23 protein-coding genes are annotated in these 26172 nt (G+C 73.3%); 9 read left to right on the top strand and 14 right to left on the bottom strand.

The features are described 5' to 3' along the window. Positions 1-88: 88 nt before the first annotated feature. Positions 89-601: a VOC family protein gene (locus tag ACQCO7_RS00610; protein WP_464069864.1), complete on the top strand. Its 513-nt coding sequence runs from the start codon at positions 89-91 to the stop codon at positions 599-601. On the opposite strand, the gene ACQCO7_RS00615 is transcribed toward ACQCO7_RS00610, so the two are convergent. Then, positions 594-1160, bottom strand: coding sequence for an LmrA/YxaF family transcription factor (locus ACQCO7_RS00615; protein ID WP_464077123.1), 567 nt, complete (start codon positions 1158-1160; stop codon positions 594-596). The genes ACQCO7_RS00610 and ACQCO7_RS00615 overlap by 8 nt on opposite strands. A 130-nt stretch (positions 1161-1290) precedes the next feature. Here ACQCO7_RS00615 and ACQCO7_RS00620 point away from each other — a divergent pair, with 130 nt between their 5' ends. From ACQCO7_RS00620 to ACQCO7_RS00635, 4 genes are all read left to right on the top strand, one after another. Then, positions 1291-2169: an NAD(P)-dependent oxidoreductase gene (locus ACQCO7_RS00620; RefSeq protein ID WP_464069865.1), complete on the top strand. Its 879-nt coding sequence runs from the start codon at positions 1291-1293 to the stop codon at positions 2167-2169. Between the two features lie 213 nt (positions 2170-2382). Beyond that, positions 2383-4029, top strand: coding sequence for a hypothetical protein (locus tag ACQCO7_RS00625; RefSeq protein WP_464069866.1), 1647 nt, complete (start codon positions 2383-2385; stop codon positions 4027-4029). A gap of 50 nt (positions 4030-4079) precedes the next feature. Continuing rightward, a complete protein-coding gene (locus ACQCO7_RS00630; RefSeq protein WP_464069867.1) occupies positions 4080-5849 on the top strand; it encodes a P-loop domain-containing protein in 1770 nt (589 codons plus the stop codon). Positions 5850-5992: 143 nt separating this feature from the next. Then, the gene (locus tag ACQCO7_RS00635) at positions 5993-7282 is read left to right on the top strand and encodes a glycoside hydrolase family 27 protein (RefSeq protein ID WP_464069868.1); all 1290 of its coding nucleotides are present in this window, start codon (positions 5993-5995) and stop codon (positions 7280-7282) included. Positions 7283-7353: 71 nt separating this feature from the next. Here ACQCO7_RS00635 and ACQCO7_RS00640 read toward each other — a convergent pair whose 3' ends face one another. The 3 genes from ACQCO7_RS00640 to ACQCO7_RS00650 all read right to left on the bottom strand — a co-directional run bounded on the left by ACQCO7_RS00640 (position 7354) and on the right by ACQCO7_RS00650 (position 9796). Beyond that, positions 7354-7974 carry a DUF1349 domain-containing protein gene (locus ACQCO7_RS00640; protein WP_464069869.1) on the bottom strand — a complete coding sequence of 207 codons (621 nt, stop codon included), beginning with the start codon at positions 7972-7974 and terminating at the stop codon, positions 7354-7356. Between the two features lie 99 nt (positions 7975-8073). Next, positions 8074-8802, bottom strand: coding sequence for a TetR/AcrR family transcriptional regulator (locus ACQCO7_RS00645; RefSeq protein WP_464069870.1), 729 nt, complete (start codon positions 8800-8802; stop codon positions 8074-8076). Positions 8803-8851: 49 nt separating this feature from the next. Further along, a complete protein-coding gene (locus ACQCO7_RS00650) occupies positions 8852-9796 on the bottom strand; it encodes an NADP-dependent oxidoreductase (protein ID WP_464069871.1) in 945 nt (314 codons plus the stop codon). Between the two features lie 143 nt (positions 9797-9939). Here ACQCO7_RS00650 and ACQCO7_RS00655 point away from each other — a divergent pair, with 143 nt between their 5' ends. Both ACQCO7_RS00655 and ACQCO7_RS00660 read left to right on the top strand, forming a co-directional pair. Further along, positions 9940-11031, top strand: a complete 1092-nt coding sequence (locus ACQCO7_RS00655) for an NAD(P)/FAD-dependent oxidoreductase (protein ID WP_464069872.1) — start codon at positions 9940-9942, stop codon at positions 11029-11031. Positions 11032-11098: 67 nt separating this feature from the next. Continuing rightward, positions 11099-11902, top strand: coding sequence for an SDR family NAD(P)-dependent oxidoreductase (locus tag ACQCO7_RS00660; protein ID WP_464069873.1), 804 nt, complete (start codon positions 11099-11101; stop codon positions 11900-11902). A 5-nt stretch (positions 11903-11907) separates the two neighbouring features. On the opposite strand, the gene ACQCO7_RS00665 is transcribed toward ACQCO7_RS00660, so the two are convergent. The 3 genes from ACQCO7_RS00665 to ACQCO7_RS00675 form a co-directional block, all read right to left on the bottom strand. Further along, positions 11908-13362: an FAD-dependent oxidoreductase gene (locus ACQCO7_RS00665; protein ID WP_464069874.1), complete on the bottom strand. Its 1455-nt coding sequence runs from the start codon at positions 13360-13362 to the stop codon at positions 11908-11910. Positions 13363-13493: 131 nt separating this feature from the next. Beyond that, positions 13494-14213: a response regulator transcription factor gene (locus ACQCO7_RS00670; protein ID WP_464069875.1), complete on the bottom strand. Its 720-nt coding sequence runs from the start codon at positions 14211-14213 to the stop codon at positions 13494-13496. A gap of 120 nt (positions 14214-14333) precedes the next feature. Continuing rightward, positions 14334-14822, bottom strand: a complete 489-nt coding sequence (locus ACQCO7_RS00675) for a MarR family winged helix-turn-helix transcriptional regulator (RefSeq protein WP_464069876.1) — start codon at positions 14820-14822, stop codon at positions 14334-14336. 136 nt (positions 14823-14958) lie between these two features. On the opposite strand from ACQCO7_RS00675, the gene ACQCO7_RS00680 reads away from it, so the two are divergent. Together ACQCO7_RS00680 and ACQCO7_RS00685 are read left to right on the top strand one after the other, a co-directional pair. Next, entirely contained in the window at positions 14959-16398 is a 1440-nt protein-coding gene (locus ACQCO7_RS00680; RefSeq protein WP_464069877.1) for an MFS transporter, read from the top strand. 481 nt (positions 16399-16879) lie between these two features. Next, positions 16880-18526, top strand: a complete 1647-nt coding sequence (locus ACQCO7_RS00685; protein ID WP_464069878.1) for an LLM class flavin-dependent oxidoreductase — start codon at positions 16880-16882, stop codon at positions 18524-18526. Positions 18527-18533: 7 nt separating this feature from the next. Here the strand turns inward: ACQCO7_RS00685 and ACQCO7_RS00690 are convergent, their stop codons facing one another. Genes ACQCO7_RS00690 through ACQCO7_RS00720 form a run of 7 tightly spaced genes read right to left on the bottom strand, consistent with a single transcriptional unit; the run spans position 18534 to position 26099 of the window. Continuing rightward, entirely contained in the window at positions 18534-19406 is an 873-nt protein-coding gene (locus ACQCO7_RS00690; RefSeq protein ID WP_464069879.1) for a sulfurtransferase, read from the bottom strand. Next, complete coding sequence (locus ACQCO7_RS00695) at positions 19399-20445, bottom strand: LLM class flavin-dependent oxidoreductase (protein WP_464069880.1); 1047 nt, start codon at positions 20443-20445, stop codon at positions 19399-19401. The genes ACQCO7_RS00690 and ACQCO7_RS00695 overlap by 8 nt, the downstream gene beginning before the upstream one ends. Beyond that, complete coding sequence (locus ACQCO7_RS00700) at positions 20436-22394, bottom strand: dipeptide ABC transporter ATP-binding protein (protein WP_464069881.1); 1959 nt, start codon at positions 22392-22394, stop codon at positions 20436-20438. The genes ACQCO7_RS00695 and ACQCO7_RS00700 overlap by 10 nt, the downstream gene beginning before the upstream one ends. Continuing rightward, complete coding sequence (locus ACQCO7_RS00705; RefSeq protein ID WP_464069882.1) at positions 22391-23284, bottom strand: ABC transporter permease; 894 nt, start codon at positions 23282-23284, stop codon at positions 22391-22393. Before ACQCO7_RS00705 ends, ACQCO7_RS00700 begins: the two co-directional genes overlap by 4 nt. After that, complete coding sequence (locus ACQCO7_RS00710) at positions 23281-24240, bottom strand: ABC transporter permease (RefSeq protein ID WP_464069883.1); 960 nt, start codon at positions 24238-24240, stop codon at positions 23281-23283. Before ACQCO7_RS00710 ends, ACQCO7_RS00705 begins: the two co-directional genes overlap by 4 nt. A 12-nt stretch (positions 24241-24252) precedes the next feature. Next, positions 24253-25860 carry an ABC transporter substrate-binding protein gene (locus ACQCO7_RS00715; RefSeq protein ID WP_464069884.1) on the bottom strand — a complete coding sequence of 536 codons (1608 nt, stop codon included), beginning with the start codon at positions 25858-25860 and terminating at the stop codon, positions 24253-24255. Positions 25861-25916: 56 nt separating this feature from the next. Then, positions 25917-26099, bottom strand: a complete 183-nt coding sequence (locus ACQCO7_RS00720) for a hypothetical protein (RefSeq protein WP_464069885.1) — start codon at positions 26097-26099, stop codon at positions 25917-25919. Positions 26100-26172 lie beyond the last annotated feature (73 nt).

A 26172-nucleotide genomic window follows, 5' to 3' on the forward strand; every position in this document is an offset into this window, starting at 1 on the left:
AGGGCGAGCAGCCTGCCTCGACCAGGACACCTTCTGGCCTACTCCGGCCCTACCGTCGTCGGTACCGCACTTCGGCGAGAGGAACACCATGTCTGCGCAGCCCCACGGCTACACCACCGTCGCTCCCTGGGTCGTCACCGATGACACGGGCGCGTTTCTGGATTTCGTCGTGGAGGTGTTCGGGGGCGAGGAGTTGGGGCGGGTGGTGACCGAGGACGGGGCCGTCGGGCACGGGGAGGTACGGGTCGGGGACACCGTGGTGCTGGCGTTCGACCGGCGGGAGGACTGGCCCGTGATGCCGAGTCTGCTGCGGGTGTTCGTGGGGGACGCGGACGACGTCGTCGCGCGGGCTGTGGCGGGTGGCGGCAGGGTGGTCACGCCCGTCATGGACAGTGCCTTCGGGCAGCGGGGTGGGCGGGTCCGGGATCCGTTCGGGAATGTGTGGTGGGTGGTCCAGCATGTCGAGGACGTGGCCGAGGAGGAGATCTGGGAGCGGTTGTCGTGGCCCGAGCACGTCGAGGGGATGCGGGTCGCGCAGGAGACGCTGGACGTCGAGTTGAGCGGGCGGCGGCAGGGGCGCAGCAGCGCGCCGGTCAGGTGAGGCCGTGGTCGACCGCGGCGTCCAGGAGGGGGCCGAGTTCCCGGGTCGCGGTGTCCAGGGCCCGCGTGCTCTGTTCGGCGCGGGCGATGAGGAGGGCGCCTTCGATGGTGCTGATCATGAGGGTGGCGAGCGGGGTGGCCCGGTGTTTCGGTACGCCCATCCCGGTGAGGGCGGCGGCCACCGCGTCGGTCCACCCGGCGAAGGCGTTGGACGCGGCCTCCCGGGTCGAGGGCGTGGTCTTGGCGCAGTCGACGGTGGCGGCGGCCACGGGGCAGCCGCCCGCGTAGCCGGAGGTCTCGTACTCGTCGGTCCACTGCCGGACCATCTCGGCGAAGAGGCCGCTGGGCGTCGGTGAGGGGAGGGCGGCCAGGAAGCGGGGTACGCGGTTTCCGGCGTACCGGCCGGCCCATTGGACGGCCTCGTTGACCAACTGCTCCTTGCCGCCGGGGAAGTAGTGCTGGAGCGAGCCGCGCGGCGCCTGCGCGTGGGCGGCGACCTCGCGCATCCCGGTCGCGCCGACTCCGTCGCGCCGGATGAGCTGGGCCGCGCTGAAGACCATCCGCTCGCGTGCTCCGCGTTCGGTCACTCCTTTGCCTCCCTTTCCGTGTCCTCCGACCAGTCTATGACCGCTGTCATAGCGCGGGCTACCATGACGGCGGTCATAGTCCTGTGGAGAGTGGTGGTGCGGCATGTCGTACGTGGGCTTCGTCGGTCTCGGCGTCATGGGACAGCCCATGGCGCTCAACCTCGCGCGGGCGGGCACTCCGCTCGTGGTGTGGAACCGTTCACCGGGCCGGTACGAGCCGCTGCGCGCCGCCGGTGCCGAAATCGCGGGCGATCCCGGCGAGGTCTTCGAGCGGTCGGGCACGGTCGTGCTGATGCTGGCCGACGAGGAGGCCATGGACGCGGTGCTGGGACGGGGTACGCCCGGCTTCGCCGCGCGGGTCGCGGGGCGCGTCGTCGTGCACATGGGCACCACGTCGGCCGAGTACTCCGCCGGGCTCCAGCAGGACGTCCGGGCGGTGGGCGGACGGTATGTGGAGGCACCGGTCTCGGGGTCGCGGGTCCCGGCGGAGCAGGGGCAGTTGGTGGGGATGCTGTCGGGGGACGACGATGCCGTGGCAGACGTACGGGCGCTGCTGGCGCCGGTGTGCCGGGAGACGTTCGTCTGCGGGGCCGTGCCGGGGGCGCTGCTGATGAAGTTCTCGGTGAACCTGTTTTTGATCACGCTGGTCACGGGGCTCAGCGAGGCGTTCCACTTCGCCGAGCGGCAGGGGGTGGATCCGGCGCTGCTGCTGGAGGTTCTCGACGCCGGGCCGATGGCGAGCGCTGTGTCGCGGACGAAGGCGCCGAAGCTGGTGGAGCGGGACTTCGGTGTGCAGGCGGGGGCGGTCGACGTGCTCAAGAACAATCGGCTGATCGCGGAGGCGGCTCGGAAAGCAGGCGTGGCTTCTCCTCTGCTGGATGTGTGTCATGCGTTGTTCGGGGAGGCGGTGGAGCAGGGGCACGGCGGGGAGGACATGGTGGCGGTGGTACGGGCGATCGAGAAGCGGAGTGCAGAGGTGTGAGCTTCAAGCTGACCACGGGCCGAGGGGCCGGCGCCTCGGCCGAATGGCCGGTTGTGGGAGGGGTTTCGGGTGGGAGACCTGGCCGTTCGGCCGATGCGGGGTGGGGATGGGGCGGCCGAGACTGGAGGCGACGGGACCGGCCCCACCAGCCGTATCGCGGTCGGGGAGCCGTCTCGTCACTGACACCCGCTGCTTCGAACGGAGGTGCCCCTCGTGGCCGTTGCCCTCGCCGCCCCTGTCCTGCCCACCCCCTGGTCGCGCCGTCACCGGGTGCCGTTGCTCGCGGCGTTCTCGATGCTCCCCTTGTATGTCGTGTGGGCGCTGTTCCGGGCCAACGGCGGCGGTGACCTGGCCGCACAGGAGGCGTGGGCGCGGTTCGCGGCCGACCACGGGGACTCGGCGTACGGCCTGTTCTGGTTCGGCGGCCTGCACACGGCGAACTACAGCATCGTCTCCCCGTATCTGATGGGGTTCCTCGGCGTGCGGACGGTCGCCGTGCTCTCGGGGCCGGCGGCGAGCTGGCTGGCGGCCGAGCTGTTCGTGAGATCGGGGATGCGCCGCCCCCTGGCTCCCGCGCTGCTGGCGGCGTTCGGGCTGTGGGTGAACGTGGCGGCGGGGCGGGTGACGTTCGCGCTCGGGGTCGCCTTCGCGCTGGCGGCGTGCGTGGTGCTGGCGGGAGAGCGGCGGCCGGCCTCGGCCGCCGGGTTCGCGGTGCTGGCGACGGCGGGCAGTCCGGTGGCCGGGCTGTTCCTGGTGGTCGCGGGTGCGGCGTACGGGCTGGTGCGGGACTGGCGGCGGGCCGCCGTGCTGATCGTCCCGCCGTTCCTGGTCGTGGGGGCGACGACGCTGCTGTTCCCCTTCGACGGGGAGGAGCCGATGGCGTCCGGGCGGGTGTGGTGGCCGATGGGGCTCGGGCTCGCGGTGGCGGTGTGGGCGCCGCGCGGGTGGCGGGTCGTGCGGCTCGGGGGCGCGGTGTACGCGGTGGGGGTCGGGCTCTCCTATCTGCTGGCGACGCCGATCGGCAGCAACGTGGAGCGGTTCGCGCTGCTCTTCGCCCCGGCCGTGCTGCTGGCGGCCCTGGTCTCGACGGCGCCGGGTCCCCGGCTGCGGCGCGGTGGCCTCGCGCTGGCGCTGGCGGGGTCGCTGTTCTGGGTGGGGTCGGGGACGCCCGTGTCCTTCCTGAAGGCGTCGAGTCAGGTCCCGGCGTGGGCGGCGGACACCGAGGGGCTGCTCCAGGCTCTCGACCGGTTCGACGCGGGGCAGGGGCGGGTCGAGGTCGTTCCGGCGCACGACCACCGCGAGGCCGCCGTCCTGTCGCCGCACATCAACATGGCGCGGGGCTGGAACACCCAGCTGGATGTCGAACGGGCCCGGATCTTCTACGACGGGACGCTCACGCCGGCCTCGTACCGGGCGTGGCTGGACCGGTGGGCGGTGGGTTTCGTCGCCGTCCCGGACACCGTGCCCGATCACTCGGGGGTCGCGGAGGCGGAGCTGATACAGCGCCGGCCGGACTGGCTGGAGCCGGTGTGGGGCGACGCGCACTGGAAGCTGTACCGGGTGCGGGACGCCGTGCCGCTGGTGTCGGCGCCCGGGGAGGTCGTGCGGGCGCCGGAGGGGGACGCGTACCTCGTGGTGTACCTGCCGAGGGCGGGTTCGGTGACCGTGCGGCTCGCCTACTCGCCCTGGCTGCGGGCCGACAACGGGGCCTGTCTGCGCGAGGACAGCGGCAAGGACGGCGGCGAGGGCGGCGTGTTCACGCGGCTCACGGCGCGGGAGCCGGGGGTCTTCCAGATCTCCTCCCAGTACGATCCGACGGTCTCCCTCCCGCGGGCCGGGCACCGGCCGGAGGAGTGCTGATGGGGGACGGACGTGGATTCGCGGCTTCGCAGCGAGGAAGTGAGCACCGTATGCGCCGTCAAGGGCGACCCACCCGGCCCGCCGGACCGTCGGACCGGGCGGGCCGTACCCGTCAGGGTCCTGAGCGGACGGACCGGGTCAGGCAGGGTCTGGACCGGGAGCTGGAGCAGCTCGACGGCGCGTCCTACAGCCGGTACCGGGGGCTGACCGGGCCGTGGGAGCTGTCCGGGGGTGTGGTGCTGGAGATCGTGCGCGGGCAGGCCGACCCGTACGCGCCGCCCGCGCGGGTCGCCGTACGGATGCCGGGCGAACGGGCGGGATTCCCAAGGGAGTTGTGGGACTCGGCGGTGCGGCGGCGGGCGCTGGCCGGGTATCTGGTGCGGCAGGCGGCGCGGGAGGTGGACGCGGAGCGGGACCTGCATCTGGACGCGGGCGGGCAGGAGGTGCTGGACCGCAACTCGTGCACGGTGGACGCCGGGGACGGATCGGTGACGCTGCGGCTCGGGGTGGCGTTGCCGGGGCCGCACCGGCGTATCGACGGGCGGGCGGCGTGGCGGCTGTTGTGCCAGGTGCTGCCGCGTGTCGCCGAGCGGGCGCTGTGTCTGGCGGCGCTGGACGCCGGGCGGGTGCGGGAGTTCGTGGCGGCGGTGGAGGACTCGGCCGCGCTGCGGGCGTCACTGCCCGGGCTCGGTCTTGTGGGGTTCGTCGCGGACGGGTCGTTGCTGGCCCGCAGGACGGGGGCGGACGATCGTCCCGCGCGGGGTGAGGGGGTGGTGGAGTTCCGGTCGCCCGAGGAGCTGCGGGTGACGGTCGAGTTGCCGCACGCGGGGGCGGTGAGCGGGATGGGGGTTCCCGAAGGGGTGACGTTGATCGTCGGGGGCGGGTTCCACGGGAAGTCGACGCTGTTGCGGGCGTTGGAGACGGGGGTGTGGGACCACGTCGCGGGGGACGGGCGGGAGCTGGCCGTCTCGTTGCCGGACACGGTGAAGATCCGGGCGGAGGACGGGCGTCCGGTGGAGCGGGTGGACGTGCACGCGTTCGTCAGTCATCTGCCGGGCGGCGCGGACACGGGCGACTTCTCGACGCCGAACGCGTCCGGGTCGACGTCGCAGGCCGCGTCCCTGTGCGAGGCCGTGGAGAGCGGGGCGCGGGTGCTGCTCATCGACGAGGACACCGCCGCGACCAACCTGATGATCCGGGACGCCCGGATGCAGGCGCTGGTCGCGAAGGAGCGGGAGCCGCTCACGCCGCTGGTGGACTCGGTCCGTTCCCTGCACCGGGATCACGGGGTGTCGACGGTGCTGGTGATGGGCGGGAGCGGTGACTATCTCGAAGTCGCCGACCGGGTGGTGATGATGGACGCGTACCGGCCGTACGACGTGACCGGGCGGGCGCGGGAGATCGCCGCCGTGCCGACGGGGCGGCGGGCCGAGGCGGACTCCTTCCCCGGGGTCGTCGCCCGCCGCGTCGACCCGGCGTCGGTGGACTCCACGGCGAAGGGGCGCAGCCGGGTGCGCTCCCGGGGCACCGACTACCTGGTCTTCGGCGAACACGACATCGACCTGCGCTGCGTCGAGCCCCTCGCCGACGCCTCCCACGTCACCGGCATCGGCCTCGCCCTCGAACTCCTCGTCCGCCACGGCCACCTGACCCGCGACCGCACGCTGGCCGAGGCCCTCGACCTCCTGGACGCGGACTTCGCGGGCGCGGACCCCGTCGCCGCGCTCCGCACGGTCCACGACGACGACTTCGCGGTGCCCCGCCGCCACGAGATCGCCGCCGCGCTCAACCGGCTGCGGGGGGTGAGGGTGGTGCGCTGAGGGTGCGCGGGGCGGAGTGCCGGCCACTCCTCCGTGCGGCCACCGCGGCGAAACTTTTCGACCCTGGTCGTACCCGGCCCCGTGATGCAACCTGTACAAGATCACCCCGTGCGCATCCGCCCCCTCCCAGGAAGCGAACCGCCATGAGCCGCTCCGTACGCCCGCTCCCCGAACGACACCTGCGCCCGCCGATGGGCTGGAACAGCTGGGACTGTTACGGCACCACCGTCACCGAGGACGAGGTGCTCGCCAACGCGGCTTTCCTGCACGAGCACTTGCTGCCGTACGGCTGGGACACGGTCGTGGTGGACATCCAGTGGTACGAGCCGACCGCCCGTGCCCACGGTTACAACGAGAACCCGCCGGTGGTCCTCGACGCGTACGGCCGCCAGTTGCCGGCGCCCAACCGGTTCCCGTCCGCGGCCGACGGCGCGGGGTTCAAGCCGCTCGCCGACCAGGTGCACGGGCTGGGCCTGCGCTTCGGCCTGCACATCATGCGGGGCATACCGCGCCGCGCGGTCGCCGCCCGGCTGCCCGTCGCCGGGACGGACTTCACGGCGGACGAGGTCGCCGACACCGGCTCCGTCTGCCCCTGGAACCCCGACAACTACGGCCTGAACCACGACCACCCCGGCGCGCAGGCGTACTACGACGCGCAGGTCGCCCAGTTCGCCGCGTGGGGAGTCGACTTCGTCAAGGCCGACGACATGCTGTTCCCGTACCACGACCGGGAGATCGCGGCGTACGGGCGGGCCATCGAGCGCAGCGGCCGGCCGATCGAGCTGAGCCTCTCGCCCGGTACGGACGTGTCCCTCGCGCACCTCGGCCACCTGCGGGAGAACGCCACGATGTGGCGTGTGTGCGACGACCTGTGGGACCGGTGGGAGGACGTCGAGGCGCAGTTCGCCCGGATGGCGCGGTGGGCCCCCGCGCAGGGCCCGGCCGGCTGGGCCGACGCCGACATGCTTCCCCTCGGCCGCATCGGCATCCGCGCCGAGCGCGGCGAGGACCGCGTCTCGCGGCTGACCTGGGACGAGCAGGTCAGCCTGCTCACCCTGTGGTTCGTCTCCCGCTCCCCGCTGATGATGGGCGGCGACCTCCCCACCAGCCCGTCGGAGACGATCGACCTGCTCACCAACGGCGAAGCGCTGGAGGTCCTCCTGCACGGCCGCGACAGCCGCGAGGTCCTGCGCGAGCGGAACCTCGTCCTGTGGACGGCCGACGACTCCGACGGCCGCACCCGCTACGCGGCGGTCTTCTCCCTGGCGGACACCCCCGAGACCGTCACCGTCCCCCTCGGCTCCATCGGCGCGCTCCCCGACGACCGGGTCCGGGACCTGTGGACCCGTACCGACACCCCGCACGACGGCCGCGCCCTGACCCTCACCCTCCCCGCACACGGCTGCGCCCTCCTGCGGCTCACCCCGGCCTGACCTCTCCGGCGACCGGGGAAACGGGGAAACAACGGGAGCCGGCGCTCACAGAGGTGGGCGCCGGGCTCGTGTCAGGAGCCGTCTCGCAACTCCGCCAGGCGTTCACGGGTGAAGCGGACGTCGTCGAAGGTGACACGGCAGCCGTCGCCGGTGGGTGACTGCGCCTCGAAGCCGACCGTGGCCCGCGCGCCGGGGTCGTCGAGGGCGAAGAAGCGGATCATGCGCCAGGTCACGCCGTCGAGGGAGGCGTGGTACGCGTACGCCCCGTCGATCCGCGCGACGCGCAGCCACACCGTCCCGCCGTCGACGACGAACGCGTTCGCGTCGTCCGCGACACCCCGTGCGACCACGGAGACGATCATCGGCTCGCCGTCGGGCGAGTACTCGAAGCAGAGCTTGCCCCAGTGCCGTTCGTCGACCCACAGGAGCAGCACCCCCGCGTCGAAGGTGGCCCCGAACTCGACGGTGACCCGCGCGCTGAACTGGAAGTCGCCCTCCGGCGGAGGGCCGAGCAGGGTGGCGGCGTTGAGCATCGACTCGGCGTTGAGCTGCGAGTCGGTCCCCGGGTCGATGAAGATGTCGCTGCGTGCGGCGGCGGTGGCCGTGACGGTGGCCCCGTCGACGGCCCACGCCTTGTCGGACGACGGGGTGAGGGGGAAGGGAACTCCCAGAACGGTCCAGGGGGCGGTCATGTGCACGTCCTCTCTCGTCAGCGGACCCACAGGCCGTGGCCTGCGCGTACGCCTCGAACGTACGCGGCCCCCGCCCCAGCGCCTCCCGCACCCCCGTGCTCAGTGATCCGTTCCTTTCCCTCCGTAGCCGTGGAGAAAGGCGTCGACCGCCCGGGTGACGCACGCGTGGATCTGGGACGGTGTCTGAGGGTCGCCGTGGGGGCTGGTCTCGGAGTTGACGAGGGCGACGAAGTGGGCGGTCGCGCGGGACGGGTCGTCGGTGTCGAGGAGGCCCGCCCGGACGAGGTCGTCGAGGCGGCGGGTGACCTCCTGCTGGACGCGCAGGGGGCCCGCCTGGCGCCAGGTGCCGATCACCGCGGGCGGGAAGTGCTGCTCCTCGGCCCTGATCTGGCGGATCATCGCGAAGTGCTCGGGGAACTGGGTGCGCTGGCCGACGAGGGCGTTGCCGAGGACGAGGAGGTCGGCGCGGGCGTCGGCGCCGGCGAGGTGTTCGCTCACGGTCGCCACGAACGCGTCGGCGACCTGGCTCGCGCTGTCGTGCAGGACGTCGGAGAAGAGGTGGTCCTTGCCCTGGAAGTGGTTGTAGATGGTGCGGGTGGACACCCCGGCTTCGGTGGCGATGGCCTCGATGCTGGTGCGGCTGTAGCCCTCGCGGCCGAAGACGGTGCGCGCGCCCTCCGTGATGGCCCGGCGTTTCGCGGCCCTGCCGCCGGGGCGGCCGACGCCGGCGGGGCGCGGCGGCGCGTACGGTTCGGCGGGGACCGTGGGTGTGGTGTTCAGGGCGTCCTCCGGTGGATCGGGCGGCTCGTCTGCCGATCTGCTGTACACGTTGTACTTTACTTTCCCCGTTCTGTCCGGCTCGGGGAAGGCGGAGCGGTCAGTTCCGGGCGCGGCTCAAGGAGGGGTCGAGGGGGACTCCAGACATCTCCAGGACGGTCTTCCCCCGCCCGTGTCCGCTCTCGACCGCCCGGACCGCCGTCGCGGCCCGCGCGAACGGGACGATGCTCGTCACCTTCGGGTCGAGGGCGCCGGTGCGGACCAGTTCCACCACCGCTTCCAGGATCGCGGGGTCGCGAACGGGCCCCGGCGCCGAACCGCCGAGCGCGGCAACGGCTTCCCGGTCGGCGCCGCTCACGAGCCGGCTGCGGTCCGCCACGAGCCCCGCGCTCTCGCGCAGCACCTCTCCCCCGACCAGGTCGAGTACGGCGTCCACACCACCCGGCACCGCGGCGGCGAGCCCCGTACCGGACGCCACGAACCGCACCCCGAGCCCCTCGACGAACGCCCGCTTGTCCGGGCCCGCCACCCCCACCACGTTCACCCCGAGCCCCACCGCGACCTGAGCGGCGACCACGCCGACCCCGCCCGCGACCCCGGTGATCAGCAGGGTCGCCCCGGCCGGCAGCCCGAGCCGCCGCACAGCGGCGTACCCGGTGGCACCGGCGATCGGCAGGCAAGCGGCGTCGGCCCAGGACACCTCCGCCGGTTTCCGCACCGCCGCCCGCGCGGGAAGCAGCGCGTACTGCGCGAACCCTCCGGTCGTCGGCCCGCCGAGCACCGCGTCCCCGACGGCGAACCCGGCGACACCGCTCCCGACCGCGACCACCTCCCCCGCGGCCTCGCCCCCCATCACGGCGGGCAGCGCCACGGCGGGCGCCCCCGCCGGAAGCCGCCCCGAACGCCGTTTGTGGTCGACGGGGTTGACCCCCGCCGCGCGCACGGCGATCAGCAGGTCACCGGCCCCCGGCACCGGTCGCGGCACCTGCGCGAACCGCTCGACCTCCGGCCCCCCGAAACGCTCGTACCCATAGGTCAACGGCATGCCCCACCCCCACGTCGAGTCATTAATTGCCATACAGATTGCATTTTACTTAAGCGGACGGCTACGCTCGCGGACACCGGCGGAGCCCTGCCTCCGCAGGCTGTTTTCGACGCGGTGAGCACAACGCACAAGGAGCGCAACGTATGGGCAGCACGGTCGCGATCGTCGGCGGCGGATACGGCGGAGCAGCGCTCGCGCGCGACCTCGACCCGGACTTCGACGTCGTCCTGATCGACCCGAAGGACGCCTTCGTCCACGCGGTGGCGGCGCTGCGCGGCCTGGTCGACGCGGACTGGGCGGAGCGGATCTACTTCGGGTACGACGGCCTGTTCACCCGGGGCCGGCACGTGCGCGACCGCGCCGTGGAGGTGGACGCGTCCGGGGTCACCACGGCCGACGGCACGCGGATCGACGCGGACTACGTCGTGCTGGCGACCGGCTCCTCGTACCCGTACCCGGCGAAGCCCGACACCGAGGACAGCGCGGACTCGGTGCTGCGGCACGCGGACACGCGGGCCGAACTCGCCGCCGCTTCCCGGGTGTTGCTGCTCGGGGCCGGTCCCGTGGGCCTCGAACTCGCCGGGGAGATCACCGAGCGGTGGCCGCGCACCGAGGTCGTGGTGGTCGACCCCGCCGAGGACGTGCTCGGCGGGCGCTATCTGCCGGAGCTGCGCGGCGCGCTGCGGGAGCAGCTCGCCGAGCGGGGCGTGCGGCTGGAGCTGGGCAGCGCGCTGACGGCCGTGCCGCCGGTGGCGCCGGGGGTGCGCGAGGCGTTCTCGGTGACGACCGAGGCGGGGACGCGGATCGACGCGGACCTGTGGTTCAGGTGTTACGGCATGGCGCCGCTGAGCGACATGCTGCGCGGGGGCCTCGCCGCCGCCCGGCGCGGCGACGGGCACGTGGAGGTGGACGAGCATCTGCGGGTCGCGGGCGCGTCGACCGTCTTCGCCATCGGTGACGTCACCGCCGTACCGGAGCCGAAGCGCTCCAAGGCCGCCTCCGAGCACGCCGTCGTGGTGGCGGCGAACATCCGGGCCCTCGCGGCGGGCACGTCGCCGGAGCGGACGTACCTGCCGGGGGCGGACGCGGTGCTGGTGCCGCTGGGTTCGACCGGTGGCGCCTCGCAGGTGCCGGGTCCGGACGGCCCGGTCGTCCTGGGGGCCGCCGAGACGTCCGGCTACAAGGGTGCCGACCTGCTGCTCGGGCGGTTCGCCGAGCTGTTCAACGCCGTCTGAATCCCCGTCCCCACGATCGTTCAGCGCCTCCTTCCCGTACGTCCGTCCGAACGAGAGGTGTCGACCGATGACGCACGCAGCACACTCCCTGACCGGCAAGGTGGCCGTGGTCACCGGCGGCGCGGGAGGGATCGGCGTCGCGACGGTGGAGGCGCTGGCGGCCCTGGGGGCGCACGTCGTCCTCGCGGACGTCGCCGACGCCCCGGCGAAGACCGCCGCCGAGAAGCTGGCCGCGCAGGGGCTCTCGGTGGTCGGCCACGGCGTCGACATCGCCGACGAGGCGAGCGTGGAGCGTCTGGTGGACTTCGCCGTCGACACCTTCGGCGGCATCGACGTCCTGGACAACAACGCGGCGCTGACCTCCGCGATCCGCCAGGACCGGGACGTCGTGTCCATGTCGGCAAAGCTGTGGGACCAGGTCCTCGCGGTCAACCTGCGCGGTCCGATGCTGCTGTGCAAGCACACCGTGCCGGTGATGATCGAGCGCGGCGGCGGCTCGATCATCAACATCACCAGCGGCCAGGGCCTGTCCGGCGACCGGGTGATGGTCGCGTACGGCGCGTCCAAGGGCGGCCTGATCGCGCTGACCCGTTCCGTGGCCGCTGCGTACGGCGCGGACGGCGTCCGCTGCAACGCCGTCGCGCCCGGCCTGGTCCGCACCCCGGCGCTGGAGGCGGACATGCCGGAGCCGGTGCAGCGGATGTTCCAGAGCGCGAACCTGATCCCCCGGCTCGGCACGCCGGACGACGTGGCCTCGATGGTGGCGTTCCTCGCCTCGCCGGCCGCCTCGTTCATCACCGGGCAGGTGCTCAGCGTCGACGGCGGCTTCCTCTCCCACCTGCCGACGCTGTCGCCACTGCCGCCCCGCTGACGGTGTCAGTCCAGCCAGGACGCGAGCCCCGCCTCGATCGCCTGGGCGGTCGGGGCTCCGGCCCAGGCGTAGTAGCCGTCGGGCCGTACCAGGAGCGCCTCGTCGCCGCCGTCGACGCGGTGGGTGACGGTCAGCCCGTCCCGGCCGAAGTCCCCGCCCGGCGGCAGGACCAGCACGAAACGCCCCTCGCGCAGCGCCTCGTACAGCCGTCCCCCGGCCAGCTCCAGGTCCGGTGCGCGCTTCCCGGCCAAGGGGTGCGCGCCGCGCGGCGCGGGGTAGGCGAAGCCGGTTCCGGTGATCTCCCCGACCGCCTGCCGGGTCACCGGCTTGACGTGGGTGACGACCAGTTTGCGTACGGCGCGCAGCGCGATCTCCAGGGGGTTGTGCGCCATGGCGAGGCGCAGGTTGAGGCCGCTGCTACGCAGGACCGCGCGGCCGATGGGGTGGCGTTCGGTGTGGTAGGTGTCGAGGAGGGTGCCGGGGGCGCGGCCCTGGAGGACGGCGGCGAGTTTCCAGCCGAGGTTGACGGCGTCCTGGAGGCCGGTATTCATGCCCTGGCCGCCGGCCGGGGAGTGCTGGTGGGCGGCGTCGCCGGCGAGCAGGACGCGGCCGACGCGGTAGGCGGGCACCTGGCGTTCGTCGCTGTGGAAGCGGGAGAGCCAGCGCGGGTCGTGCATCCCGAAGTCGGAGCCGAAGGCCCGCTCGGTCAGCGCGCGCAGCTCCTCGAACTCGACCGGCGCGTCGTCGGGTTCGCCCCGGTGGGCCCGGTCCCAGCCGCCGACCCGCCAGTAGCCGTCGCCGAAGGGCGCGATGAACCCGAAGGCACCGCCCGCGCCGTGCACCCGCACCACGAGGGGCGGCTCCTCGGTGAACTTCACGTCGGCGAGGATCACCGACCGGATCACCACCTTGCCGGGGAAGGGCAGCCCGAGCGCTTCGCGTACGGCGCTGCGCGTCCCGTCGGCGCCGACCAGCCACTCGGTGCGTACGGCGGTGTCGCCCGCGTCGGTGCGCAGCGCGACGGTGACGCCGTCGGCGTCCTGGGCGAGGCCGGTGACCTCGCTGCCGTAGCGGATCTCCGCGCCGTGTTTCAGGGCCCGGCGCAGCAGCAGCCGTTCCACCTCGTACTGCGGGGTGACCAGCAGGAAGGGGTAGCGGGAGGGCAGCGCGCCGATGTCGAACGGGATCGCGCCGAACAGGCGCAGTTCGCGGACGATCTGGCCGGTGGCCACGAGTTCGTCGGCGAGGTCGCGGGCGTCGAGGAGTTCGAGGGTGCGGGCGTGCACGCCGAAGGCGCGGGACAGGTTACTGATGCCGGCCGGGCGCTTCTCGACGACGGTCACCCGGACGCCGGCCGCCGCGAGGTCACCGGCGAGGAGCAGTCCGGTGGGACCGGCGCCGGCGATGACGGCGGAGGGATTCCGCCCGGGCTTTCCGGGGGATTCGTGCATGCGGGTCATCCGCTACTCGCTTCCATCGGTCGGAGTCGGAAACCTCGGAAAACACGGAGGTTTATTTCTCGCTAGATCTCCGGGCCGAGTTCCCCGCCGCCGCACGCGACGGGGAACTCGATAATGCCGGAATAGGGAATTCAGGCGTGCCCGAGGCGGAAACCCACACCGCGCACGGTGACGACCCAGCCGTTGCCGCCGAGTTTTCTGCGCAGGCTGCTGACGTGGGTGTCGACGGTCCGCCGCGACCACGAGTCGCCCCACACCTGCTGGAGGAGGCGCTTGCGCGAGATGACGGTGTCGGGGTGGGACGCGAGCAGGCACAGGAGGTCGAACTCCTTGCGGGTCAGGTCCACACAGTGACCGTCCAGGCAGACCTCGCGGGAGCCCACGTCGATGTGCAGCGGGCCGTGGTCGATCGCCCGGCTCGGGCTCCTGCGGGAGCGCACGCGCCGCATGACCGCGTCGATACGGGCCATCAACTCCCGGAAGCCGTACGGCTTGACCAGGTAGTCGTCGGCGCCGGCCTGGAGGCCGAGGACCCGGTCCAGCTCCGAGCCGCGCGCGGTGACGACGATCAGCGGGACGCAGCTGACCGTGCGGATCGCCTTGCACACCTCCAGGCCGTCCAGGTCCGGCAGCTCCAGTTCCATCAGGACGAGGTCCACGTTCTCGTAGGCCGCTAAGGCCTGGGCGCCCCGGTCCACGGCGGTCACCTCGTGGCCGTGCCGGCGCAACCCCTCCTCCAGGGCACAGGCGTCTCCCGCGTCGCCCTCGACGATCAGGATGCGCCACCCGCCGGCTCCGGGCCGGGTGGATACAAGCGGTTCCCGCAGGAACTCTGACGATATCTGCGTCATACTCTCCCCCGGTAAGTCCAGTTCGTCACACGAAGCGAAACTCGTGTACCATACTATTAAACCGGGGCGGGTAATTCAAAGTCGTTCCAGTGGATTCTCTGTTTCAATCACATTAAGCGCTCACGGAATTCGATCGAGCGTTTCCCCGGCACGCGCCCGGTCGTCGGCGTCGAGCAGGCGCAGCAGCAGCGCGGTCAGCGTCTCGCGCTCGGCCGGGGTGAAGCAGGCGAGGAAGGAGTCCTGGGACTCCTCGGCGACCTGCCACAGGGTGCGCTGGAGGCGCGTCCCCTCCTCGGTGAGCCCGACCAGCTGACGGCGCCGGTCGGCGGGGTCGCGGGTGCGGTGCACCAGGCCGCGCTCCTCGATCAGGTCGAGGTATCCGCCCAGGTGGCTGCGCTGGAAGCCGAGGCGGTCGGCCAGCACGTGCTGGGGCAGGGGGCCGAAGTCCGCGAGCGCGGTGAGCGTCGCGAAGTGCGGCAGCCGCAGCCCGTGCCGGCCGACCGCTTCCACGAGGGCGTCGTGGCCGATCCGGGCCATGTGTCCGGCGAGGTACGAGGGGAGCGCCAGCAGGCTCGGCGGGCGGGGGGCGGAGTCAGGGGTCTCGCTCATACGTCCAACGATACGGGAGGGCAGTGACTGGACGTAAGGGTGACATCATGGAATCATTACGTCTCGACACCAGTTCGGCGCCGGCTCCGTGCTCCCGAACGGCGGATCACCGCGCCCGTCCCCTGAGGACCTCTCCATGACCGACACGCCAGCGCGCACCGGCGCGCCCTTCGCCGCTCTCCTCCTCGCCGTCCTGTCCTTCTCCCTGATGCAGACGATGGTCGTGCCCGCGCTGCCCGACCTCCAGCGGGAGTTCGGCGCCTCGACGACCGCCGTCTCCTGGGTGCTCAGCTCCTTCCTGCTCACCGCCTCCGTCGCGACCGCGCTGCTCGGGCGGGTCGGCGACATGTTCGGCAAGCGGCGGGTGCTGATCGCCAGCCTCACCGTGTTCGCCGCCGGCACGCTGCTGGCCGCGCTGTCCGACTCGCTCCCCCTGCTCATCGCCGCCCGCGCGGTCCAGGGCGTCGGGTCGGCGGCCTTCCCGCTCGCGTTCGGCATCGTCCGCGACCAGTTCCCGCGTGAACGCGTGCCCGTCGCGATCGGCCTCATCTCCTCCACGTTCGGTATCGGCTTCGGCGTCGGGCTCGTCATCCCCGGGCCGATCGTCGACGCCCTCGACTGGCACTGGATCTTCTGGCTCGGGCTCGTCGTGATCCTCCTCGGGATCGCCGCCGTCACCGTGTTCATCCAGGAGTCCACGCACACCAACCCCGGCCGCATCGACTGGGCCGGCGTCGTCCTGCTCAGCGCGGGCGTCGTCGCCCTGCTGCTCGCCATCAGCGAGGGCAAGTCGTGGGGCTGGTCCTCCCCCGGCATCATCGGCCTCTTCCTCGCCACCGCCGTCCTGCTCGTCGTCTTCGGGTACGTCGAGAGCAAGGTCCGCGAGCCCCTCATCGACCTCGAACTCCTGCGCCGGCCCGCCGTCCTGACCAGCCACATCACCGCGCTCGTCATCGGGTTCGGCATGTACGGGGCGTTCACGCTGGTGCCGCTGCTCGCGCAGACGCCGACCGGCGCCGGGTACGGCTTCGGCGCGTCCGTCACCGAGTCCGGGCTGTTCATGGTCCCGATGGCCGTGACCATGCTGATCGCCAGCCCCCTCGCCGGGCGCCTCGGCGCGGCCGTCGGCTGGAAGCTCCCCCTCGTCCTCGCCTGCCTCATCGGCGTCGTCGGCTTCGCGGTCTACGCCGGCGCGCACGACACCGAGTGGACCATGTACGTCGGCTCCGCGATCCTCGGCGTCGGCGTCGGCTTCGCGTTCGCGGCGCTGGCGAACCTCGTCGTCAGCGCGGTCGACCGGAGCCAGACCGGGGAGGCGACCGGCATCAACACGATCATGCGGACGATCGGGGGGTCCCTCGGGGCGCAGATCGCCGCGTCGATCGTGGTGTCGCGGACGGTGCCGGGGACCCGGGTGCCCGAGGAGTCGGGGTATACGACCGCGTTCGTGATGTCGGCCATCGCGCTGGGAGTCGCCGCGGTGGTGGCGCTGGCGGGGCCCGGGAAGTTCTGGGGGAGGACGGCGGCGCCCGCGCCCGCGCAGGCGGAGGGGGAACGGTCGCGGTCCGCGGCTTAGGCCGGCCGAGGACGCGGGGCTCACGTGGCCGGTCGGGTCGGGGGCGGGCGGTGGAAGCGGCGGGCGCGGGGCTGGTCGCGGGTGCCGGGCCGGAGGCGACGCCAGGGACGGTGATGCCTGGGCTCAGGGCTCACCTTCGGTGGATCGGAGGGCGATTACGCGACCCGGCTTCCGCAGCCCCGCCCTGCCCACGTCCGGCTTCCGGCTTCCGGCTTCCGGCTTCCGGCTTCCGGCTTCCGGCTTCCGGCTTCCGGCTTCCGGCAGCCCCTGTCCCCGCCCGGCTTCCCCCACTCCCTCCGGCCCAGCCCCGCTCACCCGCTCTCCCCCGCCCGACTTCGCCACGCCCGCCCTCACTTACGGCCCCCCTCCCCAGCGGTCCCCGCCCCGCCAGCCCCTTCGTCGATCCACACCGGCACAGCCCACCCGCCTCCCCTCGGCGCCAAGCCTGCGCCCCACTGACCTCTAGGGAGTTCCCGCACCCATGCCTGACTACGGACACGACCTGCTCTTCGGTACCGTCCTCGTGCCGACCTCGGGGCACCCCGACGACGCGGTGGCGCTCGCCCGGACCGCCGACCGGGCCGGGCTGGATCTGGTGAGTGTGCCGGATCACCCCTACCGGCCGGACCTGCTCGACGCGTGGACGGTGCTCGCGGTCATCGCCGCGTCCACCACCCGCGTACGGGTCTTCCCCAACGTCGCGAACCTCCCGCTGCGACCGCCCGTCATGCTCGCGCGCGCCGCGGCCGGCCTGGACCTGATCAGCGGTGGCCGGGTCGAGCTGGGGCTGGGTGCCGGCGCCTACTGGGACGCCATCGCCGCCGACGGCGGACCGCGCCGCGACCCCGGTACGGCGCGACGGGCGACCCGGGAGGCCATCGACGTCATCCGGGCGCTGTGGGGCGCTGCGGCCCGGCCGGTCCGCGTTCCCGGTGAGCACTACGCGCTCGACGGCGCCGTACCCGGCCCCGCTCCCGCCCACTCCATCTGCATCTGGCTCGGCGCCGTCGGGCCCCGCATGCTCGCGCTGACCGGGGAGAAGGCCGACGGCTGGCTCCCCAGCGTGCCGCACGTCCCGCCGGGGCACCTCGCGGCGGGGCACCGTGCCGTCGACGAGGCGGCCACGTCGGCGGGCCGCGAACCGGACCAGGTACGGCGCCTGTACAACCTCTCGCCGGGACCGGGCGGCTTCCCGCAGGGCCCGCCGAGCGCCTGGCCGGAGCAACTGGCCGCGCTCACCCTGGAACACGGCACGAGCGCGTTCCTGCTCCCCACCCAACAGCCGTCCCTGATCGAGGCGTTCGCCAACGAGGTGGCGCCGGCGACGCGGGACCTGGTGACGGCGGAACGCAAACGCGCGGCGGACCGTCCGGGCTCCGCAGGCCGTGCGCACGCGGTGGAAGGCTCAACGGTCCCTGCCACACCCCCGGCACGGCGTACGGCACCTGCCGCCACCGCCACCCTCGCGCCGGACCGGTCCCGCTCCTCCCCGCCCGGCGACCGTCTCTCCGTACAGCCCACTGCGCCGCCCGCGACGCGGCAGTCCACCGAGCGGCTCTGGGACGAGTCCTCCCGCCCCACCGCACCCCCCGCCGACCCGCAGCGCGGCTACTCGCGCCGCGAGCAGGAGCCCGCCCGCAACCTCGTCGCCGCCCACGACCAGCTCCGCGCCGATCTCGACCGGCTCGGGGAGGTCGTGCGGCAGGTGCTGGACGACGCCCTCGACCCGGGGGAGGCGCGGTCCGAGATCCAGCGGCTGAGTCTGCGGCAGAACGCGTGGACGCTCGGGGCGTACTGCGCCTCGTACTGCCGGGTGACCACCGTGCACCACACCCGGGAGGACGAGGACCTGTTCCCGCACCTGCGGCGTTCCGATCCCCGGCTCGGTGCGGTGCTGGACCGGCTCACCGAGGAACACCACGCGATCCAGGGCGTCATCGAGCGTCTCGACCGTGCGCTGGTCGCCTTCGTGCGCGAAGGACGCGAAGGACGCGAAGGACGCGAGGAAGGGCACGGCGAGGCGCTGCGCGCGGCGGCGGATCTACTCGCGGACACACTGCTGTCGCATCTCGCGTACGAGGAACGGGAGTTGATCGAGCCGATGGCAAGGTTCGGGACGGGCTGGTGACCGGCCTCTACCCCGGCTCCTCCCCCGTCGCCACGCGGCGGGACGGGTCCGCCGACCAGGCGGACCAGGAGCCGGGGTAGAGCGCGGCGCCGGTGATCCCGGCGTGTTCCAGGGCGAGCAGGTCGTGGCAGGCGGTGACTCCGCTGCCGCAGTAGACGACGGTGTCGGCGCCGTCCTCCACTCCCAACCCCCGGTAGCGCTCACGCAGTTGATCGGGCGGCAGGAACGTCCCGTCCGGCGTGAGGTTCTCGCTCCAGGGGGCGCTGCGGGCGCCGGGGATGTGCCCGGAGCGGATGTCCGTCGGCAGGACGTGTTCCCCCGAGTACCGGCCGGCGGCGCGTGCGTCGAGGACGACGGCGTTCCCCGCCCCGACCTCGTCGGCGCCGCGCAGTGCCCGCGCGGGCCACTCCACCGCCGTGAGCCGCGCGGCGGGCAGCACGACCGCGCCGGTCTCGATCCCCCCGGACCAGCCGCCCAGCCCGCCGTCGAGCAGCGCGGCATCCCGCCCGGTGCTGCGCAGCAGCCACACCAGCCGGGCGGCGTAGGCCCCGCCGTCGGCGTCGTACGCCACCACGGTCGTGCCGTCCCCGATGCCGAGCAGCCCCAGCGCCCACGCGAACTCCCCCGGCTCCGGCACCGGATGACGCCCGCCGACCGGATCGGGCGGCGCGGACAGCACGGTGTCGACGTCGACCCAGACCGCCCCCGGCAGATGCCCGGCGAGGTAGGCGTCGTACCCGCTGCGGCCGTCCAGGAACCAGCGGACGTCGGCCAGGACGAGGGGGCCGGGGTGCGCGCGGACCCAGTCGGCGTCGACGACGGGGGGTACGGGGGCGGCGTACGGGGACCGCGCGGCCGTCGTCGCGTCGTCGTCAGGCATCCGCCGTCACCGTCCCGATCCCCGCGATCTGCGGCAGGACCTCCGCGGCCGTCAGTTCCGTCGCCGTCTGGACCTCCGCGTACGGGATGCCGCCCACGTCGATCGCGAGGAGGTGCAGGTCGTGGCCCCACAGCTCGTGCAGCCTGCCCAGTTTGTCGACGACCTCGGCCGGGCTGCCGCAGATCGCGGGACCGTTCTCGCCGATGTACGTGTCGAAGTCCGGCGGGGTGGTGGTGTGCGTGGTGCCGGGTTTACGGACGGTCAGGTAGTTGTTCATGTAGGAGGCCCACAGGGTGCGGGCCCGCTGGGAGGACTTCGCCACGAAGACGTGGCTGGCGGCGCCGAGCCGGCCGGGCGGGTCCGTACGGCCGCTCTCGCGCCACAGCGTGCGGTAGGCGTCGAAGACCGGTACGAACGTGCCCGGTTCCCGCGCGGTCGTGCCGACGACCAGCGGCAGCCCGTGTTCCACGGCGAGCTGGACGGACTCCGAGCCGACGCCGCCGCTGATCCACAGGGGCGGCCTGGGCTGCACCGGGCGGGGCTGGACGGTGACGTCGTTCAGCGGCGGCCTGAACTCGCCCTGCCAGGTGACGTGTTCCTCGGTCCACAGGCGGATCAGCAGCTCCGTGTTCTCGCGTTTGCGGGCCGCCTTCGACTCGGGTGCCTGGCCGAACACCGCGTACGGATCGGGGAAGAAGGAGGCGCCCGCGATGAGTTCGAGCCGGCCGCCGGACAGCAGGTCGACCAGGGCGTAGTCCTCGGCGACGAGGACGGGGTCGCGGTTGGCGACGAGCGTCGTACCGGTGGCGAGGCGGATCGTCGAGGTGTGCTCGGCGATCGCGGCGAGGACGAGCGCGGGCGAGGGGATGACGTCCCGTTCGCCGAAGTGGTGTTCGCCGACGGTGTACCAGGCGAACCCGGCGCGTTCCGCCTCGGCCGCGGCCCGCACCACGTCCCGCAGCCGCTGCCGCTGGGTGAGGGCCTGTCCGGTGAGGGGGTCGGGCAGGAGGCTGCCGAAGGTGATGAGACCTAGCTCCATGGGGTGTCCTTCGTGGTGCCGCTGCCGGGCACGGCGGCCAGCAGCTCCCGGGTGTAGGGGTGTCGCGGTGACCGCAGCAGTTCGTCCGCGGGGCCGCTCTCCACGATCCGGCCGTCGCGCATCACCGCGATCCGGTCGCTGACCTGTGCGACGACGGCCAGGTCGTGGGAGATGAACAGGTAGCTCAGACCGTGGCGTTCCTGGAGGCCGGCCAGCAGTTCCAGGATGCGGGCCTGGACGGTGACGTCGAGCGCGGAGACGGGTTCGTCGCAGACGAGGAGTTCGGGGCCGAGGGCGAGCGCGCGGGCGATGGCGACGCGCTGCCGCTGCCCGCCGGAGAGTTCGGCGGCCTTGCGCCGCTCGGTCCCGGCCGGCAGCGCGACGTCGTCGAGCAGCCGCCGCACCGTGCCGGCCCACTGGGCCCGGTTCCCGATCCGGTGGTTGCGCAGCGGCTCGGTGACCAGCTCCGCCACCGTGAAACGGGGGTTCAGCGAGGCGTACGGGTTCTGGTAGACGAGCTGGATCCGCCGGTGCAGGGCCCTGCGGGCGGCGCCTCGTACGGCGGTGACGTCGACGCCGTCCAGCAGCACCGCCCCGCTGTCGGCCCGCTCCAGCCCGAGGACCATCCGCGCGGTCGTCGACTTGCCCGAGCCGGACTCCCCGACGAGCCCGAGCGTCTCCCCCCGCGCCAGCTCGAACCCGACCCCGTCGACGGCGGTACGGGTACGGCGCCGGGCCAGGAGGGGGCCTCGGACGGGGAAGGCGCGGGTGAGGCCGGTGACGCGCAAGAGGGGGGCGGGTTCGCCGGGGGTGGTGCCGAGGGCGGGCGGGTCCCGGCGCGCGTCGGCAGGCGCGGGGCCGACCGCGCGGGAGCGGCGGGGGGACCGGCCGATGAGGGCTGGTGCGTCGCCGAGTTCCTCCCCCGGCGTGGCCGCAGCCGTACGGGAACGAAGCGCAGGCCGAGCCACGCGTGGCGGCACGTCGCCGGACGCGTCGGAAGTGCGGCGCGGAGAGCCGGACGTGGCAGGCAGTGCCTCACCGGGCCCGGCCGCCGCCACCGGTGGGGAACCCGCCGTGCGGGACCAGCCGCGAGGAGCCCGCGCCGCGAGCGTCGGCGCGTCAGACAACAGCCCACGTGTGTACGGGTGTCGGGGTTCGGTCAGTACTCGTTCCACCGGGCCCGTCTCCACCACGCGGCCCTGCGACATCACCACGACGTGCTGCGCGCGGTCCGCGACCACCGCCAGGTCGTGGGTGATCAGGAGCATCGCCGTGTCGGTCGTGGTGACGAGTTTCTGGAGGTGGTCGAGGAGCCTGCGCTGGACCGTCACGTCCAGTGCCGAGGTGGGCTCGTCGGCGATCAGGAGGCGGGGGCGGGCCGCGGTGGCCATCGCGATCAGGACACGTTGGCGCATGCCGCCGGAGAGTTCGTGGGGGTACTGGCGGGCGCGCTGCGCCGGGTCGGGGAGGCCCGCCTCGGCCAGCAGCTCGACGGCCCGGCCGGGAGCGTCCCGGCGGGTGGCCAGGCCGTGCACCCGCAGGACCTCGGCGACCTGCGCGCCGACCGGCTTGACGGGGTCGAGACTGACACCGGGGTCCTGCGGGATCAGGCCGATACGGCGCCCGCGCACCTCCCGCCAGGCCCGCTCGCCGAGCCCGGTCAGCTCCTCGTCCTGGAGCCGTACGGAGCCGCCCAGTACCGTTCCGCCGGCGGGCAGCAGCCCGATCAGCGCGTGGGCGGTACTGCTCTTCCCCGACCCGGACTCCCCCACCAGGGCGGTGATCTGCCCGGCCCGCGCGGCCAGATCGAGCCCGTCGACGGCGAGGTGCGTACCGCTCGCGGTGCGGTACCCGATCCGCAGCCCTTCGGCGACGAGCAGCGGGGCGGCGACGGATACCGAACCCACCACGCGTGCGCCGACGTCCCCCACCGGCTCCGTCGGCTTCATCGGTGTCCCCCTTCTCTCTCCAGCACCCGGGACAACCGGTTCGCCGCCAGCACGACCCCCGTCACCGTGAGACTCGGCAAGGTGGTCAGCCACCACGCCGTGGCCAGGTAGTTGCGCCCGTCGGCGACGAGCGCCCCCCACTCGGGCGCGGGCGGCGGCTCCCCGTACCCGAGGAACCCCAGGCTGGACACCGCGAGGACGACCAGCCCGAAGTCGAGGGCGGCAAGGGCCAGGACGGACCCGACGGCCGCCGGCAGGATGTAGCGGGGCAGGACCCGCCACCACCGCCCCCCGCACAGGATCGCCGCCTCGACGTACGGCGCGGCCCGCACCCGCAGCACCTCGGCCCGCATTACGCGCGTGAACGCGGCCACGCTGGTGACCCCGATCGCGACAGCGATCTGCGTGGTGCCGACGCCGAGCGCGGTGACGAGGGTGAGGGACAGCAGCAGGGGCGGCACCGACATCATCACCTCCACGACACGCATGACGACCGCGTCCGTACGCCGCCCGAAGAACCCCGCGACGAGCCCGAGCACCACCCCGCCGCCGAGGGCGATGAGGACGGCGGCGACGGTGGCGCGCAGCGAGAGGGCGGCGCCGTGCACGACACGGGCGTAGATGTCGCGGCCCAACTGGTCGGTGCCGAAGACGTGTTGGGCACTGGGCGGCTGGAACCGCTCCGCCGGCGCCCCCGTGAGGGCGCTGCGGGAGGTGAACCAGTCGGGTACGAGGGCCCAGCCGACGACGACCGCGAGCACGAGGACGCAGAGGGTGACGCCGGGAGAGCGCAGCGGCATACCGAGTACGCGGCGGACGCGGGTCCGCGAACGAACGGCCTCCCGGTGCGGCGTCGTCGCCTCGCGCTCCTTTCCGTATGCCGTCGTCATGCCGTCACCAGCCGTCCCGTGGCCCGGATGCGCGGATCGAGTACCGGATAGAGCAGGTCGACCACCAGATTCACCACCGCGAAGACGAGTGCCGCCACCACCACGACCCCCTGCACCACCGGCAGGTCCTGCGCCGAGACGGCGGACTGGGTGATCCGCCCCATCCCGGGCCGCGAGAACACCGTCTCGACGACGACGGCGCCCCCGATCAGCGAACCGACGAGCATCCCGGCGACGGTCGCGGCGGGGACGGCCGCGTTGCGCAGCCCGTGGCCGAACAGGAGCCGCGCCCTGCCCGCCCCGGTGGCGCGGACGGTGTCGGCGTACGGCTCCTGGAGGGTCGTGTGGAGGCTCTTGCCGAGGACCTGGGCGACGAGGGCGGCGCCGGGGACAGCCATGGTGAAGGCGGGCAGGACGACGCTGCCGGGGCCGCTGTCGCCGAGGGCGGGGAAGAGGTGCCAGCGGAAGGACAGGAGCTGGATGAGGACGAGCCCGACCCAGAAGGAGGGCAGGGAGACGGCGAACGAGGGTACCGAGCGCAGGAGTTGGCGCAGGAGGGGGCTGGCGGTGAGGTTCGCGGCGACGCCGAGGAGCGTGCCGGCGGTGAGCGCGAGGAGCAGCGCGAGGGTGCCGACCTGGAGGGTCGGGGGGATCGCGTCGGCGATCATCCGGGCGACCGGCTGCCCGGTCTGGAGGGAGGAGCCGAGGTCGCCGTGGAGCGCGTCGGTGAGCGCGGACTCGTACTGCGCGAGGAGCGGGCGGTCGAAGCCGAGGTCGGCGCGTGCCCGGGCGAGTTGTCCGGGGGTGAGTTCGGCGAAGCCGCCGCGTCCGCTGAGCATGAGGGCGACGGGGTCGCCGGGCAGCAGGCGCAGGGCGAAGAAGGTGAGGGTGAAGGCGGCCCAGACGACGAACACCGCGCGCAGTGTCCGGGTGGCCGCGTACCGGGCCGTGTGCACAGTCGCCGCCTCTCAGCCGAGCCAGGTGTCGTGCAGGTCGAAGCGGTTGGAGGCGTCGAGGGTGAACCCCTGCACCTTGTCGGAGACGCCGTGGACCTGGGCGCCTTCGTAGAGCGGGACGGTGTCGGCGTGGTCGAGGAGCCAGCGCACGGCGTTGGTGACGGCTGTCTGCCGGGCGGCCGTGCCGGTGGCGGCGGCCTCCTGCTCCAGGTAGGTGTCCAGCTCGCTCGGCGGGAGGTGCCAGAGGTTGGCGCTCTTGCTGTAGAAGACGGTGCGCAGGACGTCGGGGTCGGCGCGGGTGACCCCGACGGCGGTCAGGTCGAAGGCGCCCTTCTGCTGCTGTTCGACGTAGACGGCGGGGGCGACGGGCTTCAGTTTCACGTCGACGCCGATCTTCCGGAGCTGCTGCTGCACGGCCTCGTCGGCGGGCGGCATGGGCGCGGGGATGAGCCAGGTGAGGGTGAGGGGCTTGCCGTCCTTCTCGCGGATGCCGTCCCCGCCCTTCGTCCAGCCCGCGCTGTCCAGGAGGGACGCGGCGCCCTGCGGGTCGTAGCGGAGCTTGTCGGAGAAGTCGGTGTAGTAGGGGGTGGTCGAGGACAGCACGCTGGTCGCGGGCTTGTACGACTCGCTGAGGACGGAGTCGACGAGTCCTTGCCGGTCGATGCCCTTGAGGAGGGCGGCGCGGACCTTGTGGTCGGCGAGGATGCCCCGGTGGTTGAGCGAGAGGGGCGGTACGAGGCCGGGTCCGGGCGCGGACAGGACGCGGAAGCCGTTGCTCTTGAACTGGGCCTCGTCGGTGGGCTGGAGGGCCTTGGCGATGTCGACCTGCCCGGAGGAGAGGGCGCCGGTGCGGGCGCCGCTCTCGGGGACGAAGGTGAACTTCACCGCGTCGAGACGGGCTGCGCCCTTGTTCGTCGCGATGGACGAGGGCCAGGCGTAGTCGGCCCGTTTCTTCAGGACGGCTTCCTGGTTGCTGGTGTAGTGGTCCAGGACGTACGGGCCCGAGCCGGTGAACTTGCCCCGGCAGCGGTCGGCGGTGGACGCGGTGAACGTCGAGGGGGCCATGATGCCGAGGCCGACGGTCGAACTCGCCTGGAGGAACTGGGCGTTGGCCGTCCGGAACTTCACGGTGAGGGTGTGCGCGTCGGTGACGGTGGTGCCCCGGTAGCCGATCAGGTAGCTGGGGGCGCCGTTCGCGGGGAGTTTCACCAGGTTGTCGAACGTGGTCTTCACCGCCGTCGCGTCGACGGGTGTGCCGTCGCTGAAGGTGGCGCCGTCGCGCAGGACGAAGGTGAAGGCGCTGCCGTCCGGGCTCGCGGTGAAGGACTTCGCCAGCCAGGGCACGATCCTGCCGGTCTTCGGGTCCTGCGCGGTGAGGCTGTCGACGACGGAGCGGGTGATGTCGATGGCGCCGACCTGCCCGGTCTGCTGCGGATCGAGGCACCCGGGATCGGCCTCGCTGCCCACGAGCAGGGTCCCGCCGTCACGCGGCGCGCCCCCGGCACTCGTACCGCCCGAGTCGCCTCCGCCGCCCGAACACGCGGCGACGGGCAGGACGACCGCGAGCAGCGCGCCCGCGAGACGGAGCCGACGGCGCGGTCGGGGGGTTCTGGTGGACATCTCGGAACCTCTCTCGGTGGGAAGCGGGGGGACTCGGTCATTCCTCGACGAGCGCTTCACGGACGGTTGTTGCTCGGCGGGCGGTAGGCGGCGGTGCGGGCGGCAGACGGCTCGGCGGGCGGCAGGCGGCTCGGGTGTCCGGCGACTCGGCGAGCGTCCGGCCGCCGACGGGCGACTCTCCGGACGAGCGCCTGCCGGAAGGCCGCCTCCCGGAAGGCGCCTGCCGCAAGACCGTCCATCGGCCACCGCCTCGACCACCAACCGCCCCCCGGCGAACAACTCACCGGCCGGCCCTCGGCGGACGGCTCTCCG

The organism is Streptomyces saintjeani (assembly GCF_055409605.1).